This window comes from Bacillus sp. FJAT-27445 (assembly GCF_001510665.1).
In the GTDB taxonomy this organism is placed as follows: domain Bacteria; phylum Bacillota; class Bacilli; order Bacillales; family Cytobacillaceae; genus Bacillus_D.
Genome location: NZ_LMTI01000004.1, coordinates 191,634 through 210,758 on the forward strand (window position 1 = coordinate 191,634; position 19,125 = coordinate 210,758).

A 19,125-nucleotide genomic window follows, 5' to 3' on the forward strand; every position below is an offset into this window, starting at 1 on the left:
ATCGAATGTCATCCTTTCAGGGAACAAAAATAAATCCGTCAAAATTCCATAAAAGCCAGCTGAAATTCTTTATGGTCTTAATCCCGCTGGCGGTATTCATGGCCCTGCCAATTATATTTATCTTCTTTCATGCGTTTAAACCGCTTGATGAACTGTTTGCGTATCCGCCCCGGTTCTTTGTACAAAAGCCGACGATGGGAAATTTCGCTGACCTTTTCGCGCAGATGGATGCGACCGGCGTGCCGATATCACGGTTTCTTTTTAACAGTATTATCGTTACGGTTGCAGTTGTAGGATTGACGGTACTGATTAGCACAATGGCGGGATATGCCCTGTCAAAGAAAGAATTCAGGATGAAGAAGGCCATTTTTGAAATCAATACCCTGGCCTTGATGTTCGTCCCTGCGGCGGTCATGATTCCAAGATACTTGCTTATTGAAAAGCTTGGCCTGATCAATCTATTCATCGTCCATATCCTGCCCCTTTTGGCGATGCCGATTGGTTTGTTTCTCGTAAAACAATTCATAGACCAAATTCCAAATGAGCTGATTGAAGCAGCCAAACTGGATGGAGCATCGGACTTTCAAATTTTCACCAGAATCATCATTCCCCTCGTCAAGCCAGCTATTGCGACAATCGCCATTCTGTCGTTCCAGCTCGTTTGGAATAGCGCGGAAACCTCGGCTTTTTATGTAAATGATGAAGGCCTGAAAACATTTGCTTTTTATATGTCAACATTGACCTCGCAGGTGACGGGGAACAGTGTGGCGGGCCAGGGGATGGCAGCAGCGGCTTCGCTGATCATGTTCATTCCGAATCTCATCATTTTCATTATTCTTCAGAGCCAGGTCATGAATACGATGGCCCACTCGGGAATTAAATAACAGTTGGGAGGGAGGGAAATGAAACAACTTATTAGAATAGTAGCCTGCTATATGATTATCTCCCTATGTTTCCTGCAAAGTGCATCGGCTGAAGTGCCATACGCTACGGAAACAATGGCTGCGGACGGGAGTATCATTCAGACGCAGACGGCCTATAAACCGCTGGGCCGATTTCTGCCTGATGTGGAAGTTAAGAGCCCTGAGGATATATACTCCGATTCCAGCGGAATGATGTATATAGCAGACTCCGGTACGAAGCGAATTATCGCTGCTGATGAAGAAGGAACGGTTAAGGGAGTCTTCGGAGATGGGATTCTTGGCACGCCTACAGGAGTATTTGTCGATGAACAAAGCATTATATACGTTGCTGATTATGAAAAGGAAAAAATATTCAGCTTTTCTCAAGACGGGAAGCTGATCGCTGAATTTGGGAGGCCCACCTCGCCGCTTTTTGGCAAAAACTCCCCCTATAAGCCGCAAAAAGTCAGTGTCGACAGGCGGGGGAATATATACGTCATTAGCGAAGGGTCCACAAATGGAATTATCCAGTTGAGCAAAAATGGTGACTTCATGGGGTACTATGGGGTCAATTCAACCGGGATAAGTTTTTCGTCGCTTCTGCAAAATCTCTTTTCGTCTGAAAAGCAGAAGGCAAGAATGTTCATGAAGACGCCTCCAGCTCCCGATAATATTGCAATTGACAGCCAGGGACTTATTTATTCAGTTACGGAGGGAACGAAAAACGAAGTCATAAAAAAATTGAATGTCGCGGGGAAGAATATGCTTTCCCCTTACATATCCGATGTCTCGAACTATCAGGATATTACCGTTGATGCGGCTGGGAACATTTTTGCCATAAGCGGAAAAGGGAAAATCCACGAGTTTGACAGCTTCGGGCACCTGCTATTCATTTTTGGAGGAAGAGATGATGGCAGCAACAGGCTGGGCCTGTTCAAACAGCCTACCGGAATCGCGATTGGGAAGAATGGCCGCCTTTATGTAACAGATAAGGAAAGGGGCATGATCCAAGTTTTCGAGCCAACCTCCTTTGCGGGTAAAGTCCACGAAGGAATCGCCCTTTTTAAAGAAGGGCTGTATGTTAAAAGCCAGAAACACTGGGAATCAGTCCTTGAACTTAATTCATCATTCGGGCTTGCCCACTATGCAATGGGACTGGCCTATTATAAACAGCAGGAATATGATAAGTCGATAGAGGAATTCAAGTTCGCCGAAGCTGTGGATGGCTATTCGGACTCGTTCTGGGAAGTCCGCCAAAAATGGATGCAAGACAATCTTGGCACTGTCTTTACGTTCCTGATAGGAGCGGCAATCCTTTATTATTCTATTAAATTCCTTGATAAAAAAGCCGGCATCCTTCATTTGCCGAGAAGAAGGTGGGAGTCCTTCAAACGGGTAAAGCTTGTCGGGGAGCTTCTCTTTTTATTCAAGTTTTTCAGGCATCCGATCGACAGCTTCTACGATTTGAAAAGGAATGGCCATGCATCCGTGCTGTCGGCCACCATTCTTTATTGTGTATTGTTCATTGAGTTTTTGGTGAGCCGCTTCCAGACGGGCTTTATCTTTAGGAGCGGCATATCCGAAGAAGTAAGCCTTGGGGCTGAAGTTGCCAAAGTCCTTCTCCCATTGCTCCTCTTTATCATCATCAATTACATGGTCAGTACAATTAACGATGGTGAGGGAAGATTCAAGGACGTTTATATCGGGACGATTTATTCACTCGCTCCGTATCTTGTTTTTATCCTGCCAATTGTCCTCATTTCGAATGTGCTTACTTTGAATGAAGCATTTGTCTATATTTTTTCTACAAGGATTGTTTACGCCTGGTGCCTGGTCATTCTGGTCATCATGATTAAGGAAATCCACAACTACTCGTTTACAGAAACAGTTAGGAACATCTTTGTTACATTGTTTGGGATGGGCATCATGGTGCTTGTCATTTTTATCATTTTTGTCCTGGCCGACCAGGTATATGACTTCGTTTATTCCGTCATTAAGGAGGTGGTCCTGCGTGTATAGAAAATCGTTGCTGGTACTCATCATGCTGATTTTGCCCATCCATGCCATGGCAGAGGGAATATCGGTGGACCAACCCGAATCACCTACCGCACTGGCGGAAAAAGAAGTGGGGGATATCAAATATACTTCCTCCCAATTTACTAGTCCGGAAACGACCGTCCAAAAGCCTGCCTTGGCGGAGCCATCCTTCGAGGGATTTTCCAAGGCTGCAGAAAATGAAGAATTCGTTTTATTTGTAGATGAAAAGTCCTTGGCATTGAAGATTCAGGATAAAAAAAGCGGTTATGTATGGAATTCGGGCCTTGATGCCAATAGGGAATACAGATTGAATAAAACATGGAGGGAACTGGCACAGTCTGCAATAACAATCGAATATACCGACCGGAAAGGAAAACTCAGGACCGAAAGCATCCTTACGAATAATACAAAGCCGAAAATCAAAAAGAAAGATAACGGCTTTACGGCAACCATCAATTTGTTCCAGGCAAAAATCAGCCTGGACATTGTAGTCGAGCTTAGGGAAGATGGGGTAACTGTGTCCATCCCGGAAGAGAAAATCAAGGAAGGAAAACGGACAAAGCTTATTTCCTTAAAGGTTTATCCATACCTCGGTGCAGTTAATGAGGATGAAATGAACGGCTATATGTTTATACCGGACGGCAGCGGCGCGCTAATCCGCTATCAAAAGGGCGGAAAGGCGGCGGATGCTCCTTTTTCCGGGGCTGTTTTTGGCAGCGACCAGGGCTTTAGCCGAAACCTTGGGAGCGAAGAGGATATTAAGCCTGTCCAGCAGATTAAAATGCCCGTCTTCGGCGCGGTTCATGGTATAAAGGAGAACGGCTTTTTAGCTGTTATTGAATCCGGTTATGAATATGGCGAAATCCTTGCCTATCCGGCTGGCGTTTCGACCGATATAAATTGGGTAACCTCCCAATTCCATTACCGCCACGAATACTATCAGCCTACCAGTAAAAAAATGAACGGAATCAATGTGTACCAGAAAAACAGAAACGGTTTTGATGTAAAGGTCCGTTATATGTTTTTGCGTGGAGCTCAAGCCGATTACGTCGGCATGGCCAAGAGGTATCAGCATTATTTGATTGACAGCGGCATTCTTAAAAGAAAAAAGGATCAAGCAGATGTGCGCCTCGAATTCCTTGGGAGCGAGGGGAAAAAGGGACTTATTTGGGATAGTGTCATCCCAATGACAAAGATTGAAGAAATCCCTGGGTTTGTCAAGGAACTCCAGAAGAATGGCGTCGACGATATGTTTGTTGTCTATAAAGGATGGTCAAAAGGTGGTTTGACAGGAACATTGCCTGCAAAGTTCCCATTCGAGAGGAAGCTTGGTAGTAAGGCTGATGTTAAAGAGACCATTTCAATCCTTGAAAAAGCTAAAGTACCAATTTATTTTTACAGTGATTATACAATTGCCTATCAGGGGGCAAGGAAGTTTTCGGGAACGAAGGATGTTGCAAAAAAAATCAGTTCAGAGGCAATATCTTTCCAGGAAAAAGGAAAAACAGCTTTTTATCTTTCTCCATCGAAGTCCCTCCAAATGGCGAAAAAAGATAGCGGGGAGTACAAAGAGTACGGAATTTCCAATCTGGCTATAGATTCAAGCGGCTTTACATTGTTTTCCGACTTCAGTAAAGGGAACCAGTCTACCCGGTCTGAAACGCTAGAATCCTATAACGAGATTTTTGGGGACCTATCCAAAAAGGTAGGTGGACTGTCGCTCTATGAACCAAATATATACGCATTTGCGGAGACAGAACGCTATCTGGATATACCGATGTATTCATCAAATTATGTGTATGAGACGGATACAGTACCGTTTTTACAAATTGTCCTAAAGGGTTATATCCCGTATTACGCACCTTTTTCAAACTTTTTCTCGGATTCGGGGGAAGAGGTTCTAAGGCTGATCGATTATGGGGCGTATCCTTCGTTTTACTTAACGTCGGAATCGCCGCATCTCCTGGCGAAAACCCCATCGAGGGATATATATACTTCCGAATACAGGATATGGAAGGACGATGTAATTAATCAATACACATTCATTAAGAACAGCCTCGCTCTCGTCGAAGGAGAAGAGATCATAGGCCGGCATGTCCCAGCGGCCGGAATTAGTGAAGTAGCTTATTCAAATGGAAAAACCATTATTGTGAACTACACAGGAAACGTGTACAGGAGCCACGGCATTGAAGTGCCGCCGAAGGGATTCGCTGTGGCAGACAGGGGGGATCGGGAGTGAAGCAGCGGTTGCGTTCTAGAAACAGCAGAATTGGCCTCCTCTTTGTATCGCCATGGATAGTGGGCTTTCTCGTCTTTACTGCCTTTCCTCTATTGTATTCGTTTTATTTGAGCTTTCAGAAAGTGAAAATAACGACAAGCGGGATTAAAACGGAATTCATCAAGTTCGACAACTACCAGTACGCTTTTACGGTTGATGCTTCTTTTGTCGAGCGGATGACAAAGTATCTCGAGGAACTAGTCATTTCATTTCCTGTGATCATCGTATTTTCACTAATTATCGCTCTTTTGCTGAACCAGAAAATAAAATTCAGGGGACTGTTCCGGACAATATTTTTCCTGCCAGTCATTATTGCGAGCGGGCCAGTTATCAAAGAACTTATTGATCAGGGAGTAACGACAATCCCGTCAATCGAGCAATACGCAATCTATGAAATGCTTGCCTCGAATCCGGATGGATTTTTGAATGGCATCCTGCTCTACTTAATTAAAAACTTGATCATTATCCTCTGGTATTCGGGTGTGCAGATTCTTATTTTCCTGGCAGCGCTACAGAAGATGGATAAACAAATTTACGAGGCCGCAAAAATTGACGGCGCTTCAAACTGGGAAATGTTTTGGAAGGTTACCCTCCCAAGCCTTTCTCCAATGATTGTTGTGAATACCATCTACACAATTGTCACTTATTCTATTTTTTCATTGAATCCGATCATTGAGCATATTCAAAAAAATATGTTTACAGTGAACACCGGCTTTGGCTATGCATCGGCACTTTCCTGGATATACTTCCTGATTATTGCCATTGCATTGGGGCTGTCTGTGGGGGCCCTGACATTCAGGGGCAAGAGAAAATTCTCATAAGAAGGAAGGATTCTAATGAAAAATAGGAAAAAACGCCAGCTTGACAGGCATTATCTCCGAGCCAAAAGATGGCTCCTTGGGATGCAGGGAACAGATGGCTTCCTTTTTAAATTGCTTGTTTATGGGCTGCTAATTGGAATTGGGTTCGTCTACCTGTTTCCGCTTATTTATATGGGCTCCTACAGCTTCAAAAGCCTTGATGACCTATTGAATCCTCTCGTTAACTGGATTCCAACCCAGCTCTACCTTGATAACTATAAGAAAGCGAATGAGGTACTGGACTTTGTTCCAACCTTGCTTGAAACGCTCTATGTAACGGTGCTTCCGGCTCTCGCGCAAACAGCGGTGGCGGCAGTCATCGGGTATGGCCTTGCGAGGTTCGATTTTAAAGGGAAGAAGGTTTTGTTCGTCCTTGTGCTGGCGACATTCATCATCCCTCCGCAGGTGACTTTGATACCGAGGTATATCTTTTTTAATGAATTGAATATTCTCGGGAGCCTGAATGCTTTTATTCTTCCGGCTATAGGTGGCCAGGGACTAAATAGCGCAATCTTTATCCTGATTTTTTACCAGTTCTTCAGGATGGTTCCAAAAGCGTTGGAGGAAGCCGCGCAAATTGACGGGGCGGGCCATTTTAGGATATTTTTCACCATTGCTATTCCGATGGCGGTACCGGCGATTATCATTTCATTCCTATTCTCTTTTGTATGGTATTGGAATGAAACCTACCTCGCGTCAATTTACTTCGGGGATGCACTGACGACTCTGCCTCTGCAGCTGCAGAAATTTGTCGCCACGTACCAGAAGATGTTCCCGGCTGGAATGAATCCAACTGGAAATCAGCTGAACGAAGGCATAAAGATGGCAGGTACAGTCCTTTCGATCCTTCCGTTGCTAATTGTTTATTTCATTACCCAGCGCTGGTTCACAGAAGGAGTGGACAGGTCTGGCATAACAGGCGAATAAGCTTATGAAAAACTGGTTTCAGGCAGTCCAAGACCAGCCAGTTATTAAAGGAGGAAGTGTGCAATGCAGTTGCCCGCTATAGTGGAAGAGGAAGCAAAAAGAAGCTTTGATTTTTTCTGGAAGGAAGCCAATACGAATCCGGATTCTCCCGGATATGGGCTCATTCTTGACAATACAGGTAATAAAAAGGTTGCCAGCATCGCTTCGGGTGGCTTTGGATTGACTGCAATCGTTATCGGAATAGAGCGCGGTTGGATTACAAAGGAAGAAGGGTACGAAAGAACGAGGGGCACCTTGGAAACCTTCCTGAATAACGTCGAACATGAAGGCGGTTTTTTCTATCATTTTTTGAATATGGAAACCGCAAAGAGGTATGAGGAGTATCATGATTGTGCTTCCATTATCGACACCTCTCTTTTTTTGAACGGTGCCATCACCTCGGCAGAATATTTCGGTGGAGAGATTGCCGATTTGTTTGAAAAAATATATGCCAGGGTTGACTGGGACATGTATTACGATAAATCTGTCAACCAGTTTTATATGGGCTATACCACTGAAACTGGTGGTTTCCATCATTGGGATATGTATGCGGAACAGATGATGCAGTACATTCTTGGGGTTGCCTCCGAAACCCATCCGGTTCCAGTGAAAATTTATGAGGGCTTTGAAAGAATGCTTGGAGAATATGGCGGTTATGAGTTTTACAATTCACCGGGCGGAGCCCTGTTTACCCATCAGTTTTCCCATGCTTGGTTCGATTTTGCAAAGTACCGTGACGGTGATGGAATCGACTGGTTCGAAAACTCGGTAAAGGCGTCGAAGGCAAGCCGGCAATACAGCATTGATCAGAAAGAGAATTTTAAAACATACCATGAAAATTCATGGGGCCTTACAGCCTGTGCAACTCCAAATGGCTATGGCGTCCCGGGTACCCCGCCTTACCATCCAAATGTGAATCCGGAAAATGACGGTACAGTTCCTCCGGCGGGTGCAATTGGATCCATTGTGTTTACACCTGAGGAGTCAATTTCGGCAATGGAATATTATTATGAAAATCATCCTAAGCTATGGGGCGAATACGGCTTCCAGGATGCGTACAACCTTGATGTAACTCCTCCATGGTACGCAGACCATGTGATTGGCATCGATAAAGGGATTTCCCTGTTGATGATTGAAAATTACAGGTCGGGACTGGTTTGGGATTTATATATGAAGAATAAGTATGTCCAGCGCGGCATCGAGCTGCTGGGGTGGAAAAGGGCAGATAAGTAGACTGCAAGTTTAGAGAATTGCATAAGGGCCATCTAACAGTAGGCAGGGAGCTCCATTTTGTGGAGCTCTCTTGCTATCCAAAAAGAAGAAAGAGGTCTTTTAGTATGATTGAAATCAAGAATAAACAAATCATAATTGATGGGCAGCCTACGCTGCTCATGTGCGGGGAAATCCACTATTTCAGGCTGCCTCCTGATCAATGGCAAGACCGGCTGGATAAGCTGAAGCTTGCGGGCTGCAATGCGGTTGCGACATATGTCCCCTGGCTGATTCATGAGCAGGAGGAAGGACGGTTTGATTTTACAGGACAGACAAGGCCTGAATTGAACCTGAAGCGATTCATTGAGCTTTGCGAAGAAAACGGCCTGTATTTTTTCCTAAGGCCCGGGCCATTTATCATGGCTGAAGTGAAAAATGAAGGCCTTCCATATTGGGTCTACGAGAAGCATCCGGAAATCATTCCTGCTGGGTGGGATGGAAATCCTGCAACAACAAAGACCATCGATTATCTTGCGCCGGCGTTTCTAGAAGCCGCCCGTAATTGGTATAAAGCTGTCATTGATGCGGTAAGGCCCCACCTCCATACAAATGGCGGCTCCATTATCGCTTTTCAGCTTGACAATGAAATCGGCATGCTCTCCTGGGTCAGCAATACCCCGGACCTAACTGACAATCTTCTTGAGGATTTTGCGGGATGGCTGCGAAAAACTTATAATGGGAAAAATTTGTTAGATAGGTATCCTTTTAACTTGGACGATCCTCAAGCAAGGAATGGAGGGGTAAGGTCGCCGAAAGAGGCATATGCCGCGCAGTTATTGAAAGACCTCGGCTATTATATGAGAAACCGTTTTGCTCGATATATAGCCACTCTTCGCGGGTTTGCCGAAGAGTTTGGTGTAAGGGACATCCCATTTGTCGTAAACATCCACGGGACAGGCGGGCTTCGCGGCTTAACCTTCCCGATTGGGATAAGCCAGCTATATGAGTCCTATACACAGGACTCTGGCTATCTTTCAGGCTCCGACATTTACTTTGGGGATTTGGAGATGAACAGCTTCCAGGACCTTTACGTTATCAACGGGTTCATGGATGCGGTCCACCTTCCCGATCAGCCGCTAACTTCTGTGGAATTCAACTGCGGGGACGGTAATTTTGGAAATAACTTTGGAGGAAGGTATGACCCTTCAGCTGCCGACTTGAAAGCAAGAATGTGCATTGCCCAAGGGAACCGCCTGATCAATTACTATTTGTTCACCGGGGGAATGAATTTTCGGATGGATCAGGCTTTACACGATGGGAATGACAGGATTGCATTCACGGGTGAGCGCCATGGCTTTGCGGCTCCTGTCAGCCCTGAAGGAAAGCTGAATTACACGTTCCCTCGCATGGCCCGCGGAATCAAGGCAGTCATGGCGGTTGCAGAAAAGGCAGCTGCAATGGACGAACAGCGGGACGGGGTGGCGTTTGCCTTTATCCCCGATTATTATATGACGGAATACAGATACCCGAAAAGCACGAAAATGGCCGAAATTGCCTCCAATCTGGAAGCAAACCGCGCAGGGGGAGGATGGGAAAGCATGGCAAGGTCAATGCTCCTTGCCGGTTACCGTTTTGGGGCGGCTGATATCCAAAATAAGCCTCTTTCAGCAAGTGAGGTTCCAGTACTTGCCCTTCCTTCCGCTAAATATATGAGCAGGGAAATCCAGCAAAAACTTGTTGATTATTTGGATGAGGGAGGCGGTATCCTTCTCTATGGCGAGGTGCCAGAATATGACATGGAAGGCCATGAGTGCTCCATTTTGGCTGATGCCCTTGGGGTGAAGCCAATAGGAGTCCGCCGCGATTCGGGCGGATACTACCTTTCACTCCAGGCGGCAGGATGGCTTGCTCCACGTCCAGAATTAAGGACCCATTTTGCGCAGGTATTTGAAATTGGGGAAGCCATGCCTCTTCTTAGGGTATATGGTACAAATGAAGTATGCGCTTTTGAAGCAGCCAGGGGAAAGGGAAAGGCAATCGTCCTTGCCGCAGCCTACCCTGCCGAGCTGGAATTGTATAAAATGGCGCTTGAAAGGCTTGGTTCAAAAGCGGGACTGGTACATGATTGCAAGGAGCATGGCATCTTCATGACCTCCACAGCCAACAGCGAGGGAGAACGGTTCCTCCACCTTCTTAACCTGGATGGGTTTGATAAGGAATTCCATATATATGAGAATGGGGAAGTATTGTTTGGCGGTCAAAAACTCCTGCTGCAAAGCAGGGATGGGGTCATGCTGCCAATGAATTTGGCAATCGGGGGAAGGAAGATTGCCTGGTCGACAGCCGAAATAACTGGCTTTACACCAGATTCGATGGACTTCCGCCTTACCCAAAGAAGCGATGTAGTTGCCTTCAAGGAAGGTACCGCTATAGCCTGTTCAACTGATTATACAGTCGAAAAGGATGAAGGGTTAATCAAGGTGCTTTCGCTTAAGCATGCGAAGGTAGATGACTGCTTGACAGTCTATTTTAATTAACAAAAAAAGGTGCTGGGGAAACTCCCCGCACCTCAGACTGTAGACAAACTCGAAGAGTAGGTTTGCCTACAGTCTTTTTTAATTTAAAATATAAATTGAAATGACAATGCGTCTCTAGATTTCCATTCTGGGTGGACGCTTTCCGCGGGCGGGGCCGAGCCGCTTCCCTCGCTACGCTCAGTCCAGGGTCTCGACTATCCTGCTATTCCCGCAGGATATTGAATGGCATCCTCGAATCTGCCCACGCACGAAGGAAACGCGTAGCGTTTTCGAGGAGTCGCCACCCTCCATTTCAATCAACTGAAATTCCCTTTATATAAAGGACACTATTTATGCGGTGACCTCCCATGATGACTAAAAATCACGCCAATGAACGTGAACAATTAGAAGTAATTCTTAAGGTTAATTTAACCTGGTTCTTCACCATAAGTGTTGGTTTATGATTAATATGCCTAACTTTTATGTTGATTGGAGCGGAGGGCACCGACTCCAGAGGGATGCAGCGTCAAGGTGGAGACCCCACAGGCGCAAGCCGAGGAGGCTCCACTGACGCCCCGCGGAAAGCGTGTGCCCGTAGCGCAAATCAACACATTCGCTAAAACCACTTTTGTAGGGAAGAACCTTTAACCTTCGTAATTTCTATATAAATTACAAAAGACAGCGAGTGGGTAACCTCTCGCTGTCTTTTGTCGGCAATCTGAGGTGCTGGGGAAACCCCCCGCACCTTTTTACTTGTTTACTTTTTGCCTCACGGAATTTCCTTCGAGAAGGCTGACACGGATTTTAAGAGGATCGTCCGTCTCGGCATTTCCCATAATCAAATTGAGTAGCTCGCGGGCAGCTATTGCACCCCAATTTTTCTTGGAATAGGCGATGGTTGTCAGGCGTGGGTCTGTATAGTGCGACACTTCGATGTTATCAAAACCGACGATCTGAATGTCCCTGCCAATTTTCAGATCCGTACCGGAAAAGAAGTTGTACATTCCAATTGCCATTTCATCATTGAAGCAAAAGACTCCAGCAGGGAAGGAGCCCTCCTTCGCAATTATTTCCGCAGCAGCCATGCCCGACTCTTTGTCAAAGTTCCCATGTATCTCTAAATAGGAAACTTCCGGATATCTATTTATGGCCGCCTTGGCGGCTTCAAGCCTGCGCTCCGAATCATAGGATTCCCCGGGGCCAGTAACAAGATATATCCTGTCCAGCCCGGAAGCAATCAAGGACTCGACTGCGAGCTCCGCACCGGTATTATTATCAAGCAGCACCTGCTTTATATTTTGATGATTGAGCTCACGGTCGAGGACCACAAGCTTATGCCCACGTTCCGCGTAGGACAGCAGCTCATCGTTTTTAAAGGAGGCATCAAGGACGATGGCTCCATCTATCATCCGTTCAGGAAGGAACCGATGCGACTGCTTCCCAGTGCAAACAATCAGCTCATATCCATAATCGGAAAGCATTTCCCGTATGCCGTGGAGGAGGTGGCCGTAAAAAGCTCCGCTGTAATCAGTTAGATAAGCGCCAATTATTTTAGTTTCCTGCTTCTTTAGATTTCGCGCCGCCGCATTCGGAATGTAATCCAGCTCGGCTGCCAGGGCCATTATTTTTGCCCGGGTTCCCTCGGTAACTTTCGTGCTTCCATTTAAGGCGTATGAGACTGTGGAAATAGAAACGCCTGCGCGCTTCGCAATATCTTTTATACTGACCAAAACATTTCCTCCGTCCTCGCAAAAAAGAACTTTATCCTTAGTATAACTCTTATTCCGTTAGAAAAAAATCCAGTGTTGATTGAAATATTTTTATAAAAGGAAGCCGGGGAAATCTTGTTTCCTCCGGCATGAAAATGGAAATTCTTTTTTGGATCTTACAATAGTATTTCGACTAAATTAGTATCCTCGGAAAGCATTCCTTTTAAACTATCGCTGCTAATGAGAAGCCCGCCGCTCCGATAGCGGTTGGAAAGAGTTTCTCCATTCACTGTCTGCCCATTTACCTTTACAGAAATGGCGGCTCTTCCTTTAATGTTGTAAATGAACGTAACAGGCTTGCCGTCAATCCTGAACTCAAAACGCAAGCCATCAAGCTCCTGCGGCAGGACAGGGTCGATGAGCAGGTTCCCTGCATTGCGACGAATGCCTAGGCAATTGGAAATCAGTTGGTTCATGTAAATTCCCGGGCCGCTTGAGTAAATCCTCCAGCCGCCTTTTACTGTGACCTTGCCCTCCTTCAGTTCGCCAAACCTTTCCCGGGCTTCGTACCTCGTTTTAAAGCTTCCGTCCGAGCTGCTGAAATAAGCATTGCTTTGGCGGAAAGCGGCGTTTGGCACTGCGTCCCTTATTCCGACAGGATTGATCATTTCAAGGCCCTTCCATGCTTCGCCGGCTTTTCCAAGCTTGGCCATCGCTTCGACAAAACGAATATGGGCATGGACATATTGGAGGCCGATTTCCCGTCCGAAGTTTGCTGCCTGCTCCGCGCGTTTAAAATTGGTGCTGACTCCGCCTTCATAGTTTGCGGGGCGGTTCATTAGGCGGACGCCATCAGGGCAATATAAGTGCTCCTTAATTAAGTCAAAGTGCGTGTTTGCAGATTCTGGAGGGAGCAGTTCGCTGATCATGCTCCTTGTCATTGGCAGGAGCCTGTATTTGATGCCCGTTTTATTGTCTTCCGGATGAACCATCAATTCCGGATTTTCTGGCTCTTCCATGTAGATGAATCCAGGCAGAGTGCCTGTTGCAAGCATGTATTTTTCAAAGTCGCTCTCAATTCCGCGGGCGAGAGCTTCAAGTTCCGCGGCTTGCGTTGCATTGATCGGGGTGATGGCCTTTGCAAAGCTATTGATGGCCTGATAGGTCAATGCCACTGTCCAGCTGCTGACCATATAGGTTTTCAGCTGGGCATTGGCGGGCTGTAGCGTATCATCCCAGTCGCCATCCCCGTAAGATGAAAGATGCGTTTCATGAAGGAAATGGTTTTTAATATACTCGATTTCCTTTTTCGCGTGGTCAAGAATTGTTGCCTTTTCTGCTGTGGATTCGAAGCTGCCCCTAACGGTATAGGGGACTTTTTCCTCGAGTATGCCAAAATCGCCGGTAGCCGTAATATAGTCGGCAAGTACCTTAAGCGGCCAGACGATGATATCGCCATGGCTTTCATCAGACTGGATACGAAAATAGTTGTCGAACATAAACCATTGCGGCCAGCTTCCAGTATCTTCGTATTGGTGTGTATAAACCGTTTTGATAATTTCACGGATCGGACCGTCATTTTGTGTAGCCAGGAAGTATTCGACTGGTCCCTGGCAAACGTCCCTTGTACCCCATGCTGCGCCGCCGTATTGTTCAAGCCCATGGGGAACGGAGTAATGGACCAGCATATTGTGCGTATACCACCAAGCCAGCGCATTTACTTTTTCAATCGGAATGGCGCTTTCTTCGCTCCAAAGCTTGAAGCCATTCATGACTTCTTTTAAAAATGCTTTGTATTTGGCAATTTCATTTTCCTCATTGCCCGCAAATAATGGGATGGTTTCCCCGTGCAGCATTCCCTGGATTGTCATCGACCATTTGGAGGCCTCGTCTAGTGCGAAAGCAACGATGCCTGTACTTCCGGGAGAAATGCCCTTGGAAAAAACGTGTTCATTCTTTATTTCAAACTTTGCACCCTGGATGTAAACCCGATAAGAGAGGGAAGGGTAGCTGTTGCTGCTGTCCGCATGGCCGTCCGCCTTGAACAGGATGGATTCCTCATCTTGTTCCATCCGGAATGGTACCTCATATTCATTGTTGTTCATTGAAATTTGGTTCGTTACAAGGTATCGGTACTGTTTGCCGCTTTTAGAACGGGCGGAGAGGACAAGCTCCGGCGTATCTACGGCTGTGAAATTCGTTACGATAATCGTGTCTTCGGCGAATTTATAATGCCAGCGGGCGTAATTGAAGCCAATTTCAAAAAGGGACGGCATTGTCAGCAGCCTGTATTTTCCGCCCAATTCAACATAAATTCGCTGGCCCGATGTTTTGAATACGTTTAGCGCATTCCTTGCGTTGGTCATCATTTTATTAAAGGAAGTATTCCCAACGACAACCTGGGCATTGAACATGCCATACATATACGAAGTGGAAGTAAGTGTGTTTTCCTTCATGTTCGCATTGTTCCCGGTCATCACAATATGCCCATGTGGCCGCTCGACAAGCAATTCTTTTTCTTTTAAAACAATATGTTCATACGTATCCGTGAAGAAGCTGAGCAGCGTTTCGCCTTCCCATTCTTCCTCAATCCTTGCCGGGAAAAGCGCGTCTATTTCTTCAATGGACAGCGAATCTGTCTCAAGCGGCTTTCCAAAAGCGGAAGACAAGGTTATTTTATTCTTTGCCGGAGCGTATGGCTTTTGCCTGCCTTTAACCCTGCTCCAGGCTTCTTCAACTTCATCAGTATATTCAAGCGTGGTTACAGGCTCCGGATGGTTTTCTTTGAACAGGCCATAAAATACAACCGTTTCCCTGCCGTCCAGCTTCATTTTCTCTGATTGAAGTGCTGTGAAGGCAAACTCGTATTGGTAGACTTCGTTAGCAAGCATCGGCTTTGCCAATGCTTCAGGATAATCGGTTTCCTTGTAGGAAAGGCCGAAAAACTGGAAACCGTCCGTTGAATAGCCGGCAGAACCTGTTAGAGAACCTTGCTGCAGATAAGGAAATCCGCCTGGCTGCGGCTGGTTTTGCCGCGAACAAACAGCGTAGCCGTATTTATTTTCATAGATAGAGTGATCAATATAATGGGATAAATACGCTTCATTGGAACGGACGAACCCCTGGCTGCCGAGACCAAGATCCTGTGTGTATATTACGTCAACCTCGGCATTCGTGCCCTCAAGCTCAACTTCCCAAAACCAAAGGCCATTGTCTTCCAGGTGGAAGGTAACTGTGTAGGCAATCGTTTTTGCCCTTCCTTCCCAAACGACTGTGGAGCCTTCTTGGCGGACGGTGCTATCGGATTTGACACCGAGCAGGGGGACAGCTTCTATATTTCCGCCATCATGGAAGCGGAGATAGAGATTGTTTAAGGAACCGTCCACCGGATTGCCGATAAGCTGGTTGAGCATGATTTCGCCGTGGGTGGCGAAATAGAGGTCGCCGCTTTCTAAAAAAGTAAAACGGGCATTCCCTTTCTCGATGGTAAACATCGTATCGTTCAAAATAGGCATGGTTTTCCCTCCGGTTGGTTATTTTATAAGCTTGAATTCCAGCTCTAGGCCGTCCCGGCTGTTTGGCCCGATATAGGCATTAAATTTGCCGGCATCACTTTTATAGTCAAAATTGGCATGGTAATAGCGGAGCATTTCTTCGGTAACCGTAAATTCAACCTTTTCCGATTGGCCTGGTTCTAGGAACACTTTTTTGAACCCCTTCAGTTCCCGGACAGGCCGGACAATTTCGGCTGAAATATCCCGAATGTATAGCTGGACCGTTTCTTCTCCGGCTATTGGCCCGTTGTTTTTAACAACAGCAGAAATAGTAATTGTCTCATCTTCCGTCAGCGTGGCTGATGAAATGGCTGCATCACTGTAGTGGAAGTTGGCATAGGTGAGACCAAATCCAAAAGGGAAGCGCGGGCTGTTGGGTATATCAAGGTATTTGGAAACATAGCTGTCCTGATCGCTCATTTTCGGCCTGCCTGTATTGAAGCTATTGTAGTAAACAGGTACCTGGCCAACGGAATGAGGGAAGGACATGGAAAGGCGCCCAGACGGGTTTTCATCACCGAATAAAATGTCAGCGATTGCCGCTCCTCCTTCAGTGCCTGGATACCAGGCTTCAAGGATGGCATTTGCTTCATCGATAACCCCATCAAGATCGAGTGGGCGGCCGTTGAAAAGGACTACTGCCATTGGCTTGTCCAATTTGGCAAGTTCCATTACGAGCTCCAATTGGATTATTGGGAGACGTATATCTGCGCGGCAGTTTGCTTCTCCGCTCATTTCCGATTTTTCACCTAGCGCAAGGAGAATGATATCCGCTTTCTTCGCCGTTTCAATTGCTTCTTTTAGTTGTTGCTCCGTTCCGGTTTCAATGCCGCAGCCCTGGCTAGTTAAAAGGAACGAGGAATCAATTTTTTGTTTAACGCCTTTTGCCAGCGTAATGGCGTCTTCACGTGACCCATGCCAAGACCATGGCCCAAGGATGTCGCCGTTTTCCGCGAATGGGCCAATCAAGGCGATTCTTTTGCTTCGATCCAGCGGCAGCACTCCATCATTTTTTAAAAGAACACACGATTTGGCTGCCATTTGACGGGCATAGCCACGATGGGATTCGGAAAGGACAATCTCTTTCTCCTTTTCTTCATCTGCGCCCCTATACGGATTTTCAAACAAGCCTAGTTTGTCTTTAAGGCGGAGGATGCGGAGAACCGCTTCATCAATCAGGCCCACGGAGACCTCGCCATCAGAGATTAAATTCTTTAAGTTTTTCACATAGCATGGCGTCATCATCTCGATATCGACACCCGCTTCAATAGCTTTAAGGGCTGCCTCTGCTTCATCTTCTGCCGCGCCGTGGCTAATCATTTCTTTTACAGCGCCCCAGTCGGAGATGAGTACACCATCAAATCCCCATTCGTCCCGGAGGATACCGCGCATGAGGGCTTTGCTGCCTGTAGCGGGAATGCCATCGACAATATTGAAGGAAGTCATCACCATTTCGCAGCCTTCATCAAGCGCCGCCTTGTATGCCGGTAAATACGTTTCCCGAAGCGTCCGCTCGGACATATCGACGGTATTGTAATCCCTGCCGCCTTCTGCCGCGCCATATGCCGCAAAATGTTTTACGCAGGCCGCGACATGCTCGTTGCTGTTTTTCAGGTCATTCCCCTGGAATCCGCGGACAAAGGCCCTGGCAAAAAGGCTGTTTAAATATGGATCTTCACCGGTTGACTCCATTACACGTCCCCAGCGCGGATCGCGGACAAGGTCCACCATTGGGGCGAACGTCACATGAACGCCGGAAACGGCTGCTTCCTTAGCTGCGATTGCCGCGCTCTTTTCGGCAGCCTCGAGGTCCCAGGAGCATCCCATTGCAAGAGGGACAGGGAAGATCGTTTTAAAACCGTGAATGATATCCGCCATAAACAAGAGCGGAATGCCGTGAGGGTTTTCCTCTAAAAACGCTTTTTGAATATTCATGACTTCCTTAGCTCCGGAAGCGCCAAGGATTGAGCCGGAGTTGATAACTGTGTCTTCGTTAATGCCCATATCGGCAATCGGCCCGGTAATATGGCCTCCATCCGAGGACCCTTTGTAAAAAGGTGTTGCCAGCTGCATTAATTGCGCGATTTTCTCATCAAGAGACATCTTTTCCAATAACTCGATTAAGTGGTTTTCAGCCATGTGCAGGCCCCTTTCACACTATTTAGTGAAACGTTTCGATTGAATTATAAACGCTTTCATTGAAAGCGTCAATTGGTTTGTCGAAACGTTTCAATTCAAGTTTATAAGGAAAGATTCGTATAATCGATAAAATGAAAAAATTAATCGATATAATTGAAAAATTAATCGATAAGTTGAAAAAATTAATCGATATCTTCCCCAAAAACAAAAAAAGAGACTTAAAAGCCAAATGATTTACAGAATATGTAAACAATTTAACCAAGAAGTCCTGGTTTTGTGGTTAAGAATCGCCCATCTGGTCATAAAGCAGGGACGGATCCAGTGCTTCTTTCGAAAAACGAATGAAGCAGAGGATACGTCCCCTGCTTCACTGCGTCACCCTTCTTCATTCGGCAAGCTTCTTTTCCCATGATCTGGTTTTTTCGGGGTTATCACTATTGATGAAAAGGTGGCCATCCTTTGTTTCGATATGAAGGTAGGGAGGAATGCCTTTTTGGATGAACAGCAGGCTGGTTCCATAGCCAACCAGCTTGAACCTTCCCTTTGCAATCTTGCTCATGCCAAAGCCATCCACTTTCACGGTTGCTTTCGGCATCTCCTCAAGCAGTTCAACTTTTTGTATATCCTCATAAGCAATTTCCTCACCATACATTCCGGTAATTTCAAATCCCTCTTTTTTGAAAATAATGTCAGCATCCTGATAGCCGAAATACATAAGGACCCCTATCGAAACAAAGGTGAATGCGGCAATGCCCGAACTAATGATATAGCTTTTTTTCCTTTTCGCGGGAACTTCATAGCGGGATAGATAGATAATCCCTCCTAGCAAGAAGACGAGCATGAAGCTTATTACAACCTCAATTGCATAGGGGAACGAGGTGAGCAGGAGCGGCAATAAAAGTATCATGCCTGCAGCCGTTGCCACTAACAGAGCGCCAACTTTGTGCGGATA

General features: G+C 46.2%; 11 protein-coding genes. 7 read left to right on the forward strand and 4 right to left on the reverse strand.

The window, feature by feature from the left end:
- The first annotated feature begins 5 nt into the window (after positions 1 to 5).
- The 7 genes from AR337_RS12730 to AR337_RS12760 all read left to right on the forward strand — a co-directional run bounded on the left by AR337_RS12730 (position 6) and on the right by AR337_RS12760 (position 10,792).
- A complete protein-coding gene (locus AR337_RS12730; RefSeq protein ID WP_059172400.1) occupies positions 6 to 884 on the forward strand; it encodes a carbohydrate ABC transporter permease in 879 nt (292 codons plus the stop codon).
- An 18-nt stretch (positions 885 to 902) separates the two neighbouring features.
- Complete coding sequence (locus AR337_RS12735) at positions 903 to 2,921, forward strand: YIP1 family protein (protein WP_059172401.1); 2,019 nt, start codon at positions 903 to 905, stop codon at positions 2,919 to 2,921.
- Entirely contained in the window at positions 2,914 to 5,178 is a 2,265-nt protein-coding gene (locus tag AR337_RS12740; RefSeq protein ID WP_059172402.1) for a DUF5696 domain-containing protein, read from the forward strand. Before AR337_RS12735 ends, AR337_RS12740 begins: the two co-directional genes overlap by 8 nt.
- Positions 5,175 to 6,038, forward strand: a complete 864-nt coding sequence (locus AR337_RS12745; protein WP_059172403.1) for a carbohydrate ABC transporter permease — start codon at positions 5,175 to 5,177, stop codon at positions 6,036 to 6,038. Before AR337_RS12740 ends, AR337_RS12745 begins: the two co-directional genes overlap by 4 nt.
- Positions 6,039 to 6,053: 15 nt before the next feature.
- The gene (locus AR337_RS12750; protein ID WP_059172404.1) at positions 6,054 to 7,004 is read left to right on the forward strand and encodes a carbohydrate ABC transporter permease; all 951 of its coding nucleotides are present in this window, start codon (positions 6,054 to 6,056) and stop codon (positions 7,002 to 7,004) included.
- 63 nt (positions 7,005 to 7,067) lie between these two features.
- The gene (locus tag AR337_RS12755) at positions 7,068 to 8,276 is read left to right on the forward strand and encodes a glucoamylase family protein (protein ID WP_059172405.1); all 1,209 of its coding nucleotides are present in this window, start codon (positions 7,068 to 7,070) and stop codon (positions 8,274 to 8,276) included.
- Positions 8,277 to 8,380: 104 nt separating this feature from the next.
- The gene (locus AR337_RS12760) at positions 8,381 to 10,792 is read left to right on the forward strand and encodes a beta-galactosidase (protein WP_059172406.1); all 2,412 of its coding nucleotides are present in this window, start codon (positions 8,381 to 8,383) and stop codon (positions 10,790 to 10,792) included.
- 728 nt (positions 10,793 to 11,520) lie between these two features.
- Here the strand turns inward: AR337_RS12760 and AR337_RS12765 are convergent.
- The 4 genes from AR337_RS12765 to AR337_RS12780 all read right to left on the reverse strand — a co-directional run bounded on the left by AR337_RS12765 (position 11,521) and on the right by AR337_RS12780 (position 19,098).
- Positions 11,521 to 12,501 (reverse strand): LacI family DNA-binding transcriptional regulator, encoded by a 981-nt coding sequence (locus AR337_RS12765; RefSeq protein WP_059172407.1) that lies wholly within the window; start codon positions 12,499 to 12,501, stop codon positions 11,521 to 11,523.
- Between the two features lie 155 nt (positions 12,502 to 12,656).
- Positions 12,657 to 15,995: a cellobiose phosphorylase gene (locus AR337_RS12770; RefSeq protein WP_059172408.1), complete on the reverse strand. Its 3,339-nt coding sequence runs from the start codon at positions 15,993 to 15,995 to the stop codon at positions 12,657 to 12,659.
- 18 nt (positions 15,996 to 16,013) lie between these two features.
- Positions 16,014 to 18,173: a glycoside hydrolase family 3 N-terminal domain-containing protein gene (locus tag AR337_RS12775; protein WP_059172409.1), complete on the reverse strand. Its 2,160-nt coding sequence runs from the start codon at positions 18,171 to 18,173 to the stop codon at positions 16,014 to 16,016.
- A 385-nt stretch (positions 18,174 to 18,558) separates the two neighbouring features.
- Positions 18,559 to 19,098 (reverse strand): PH domain-containing protein, encoded by a 540-nt coding sequence (locus AR337_RS12780; RefSeq protein ID WP_253701699.1) that lies wholly within the window; start codon positions 19,096 to 19,098, stop codon positions 18,559 to 18,561.
- Between the last annotated feature and the right edge of the window lie 27 nt (positions 19,099 to 19,125).

Bases quoted from the DNA above. Each gene is read 5' to 3' on its own strand.
- AR337_RS12775 (WP_059172409.1), bottom strand. From the start codon at position 18,173: ATGGCTGAAAACCACTTAATCGAGTTATTGGAAAAGATGTCTCTTGAT.
- AR337_RS12770 (WP_059172408.1), bottom strand. From the start codon at position 15,995: ATGCCTATTTTGAACGATACGATGTTTACCATCGAGAAAGGGAATGCC.
- AR337_RS12735 (WP_059172401.1), top strand. From the start codon at position 903: ATGAAACAACTTATTAGAATAGTAGCCTGCTATATGATTATCTCCCTA.
- AR337_RS12730 (WP_059172400.1), top strand. From the start codon at position 6: ATGTCATCCTTTCAGGGAACAAAAATAAATCCGTCAAAATTCCATAAA.
- AR337_RS12750 (WP_059172404.1), top strand. From the start codon at position 6,054: ATGAAAAATAGGAAAAAACGCCAGCTTGACAGGCATTATCTCCGAGCC.
- AR337_RS12755 (WP_059172405.1), top strand. From the start codon at position 7,068: ATGCAGTTGCCCGCTATAGTGGAAGAGGAAGCAAAAAGAAGCTTTGAT.
- AR337_RS12760 (WP_059172406.1), top strand. From the start codon at position 8,381: ATGATTGAAATCAAGAATAAACAAATCATAATTGATGGGCAGCCTACG.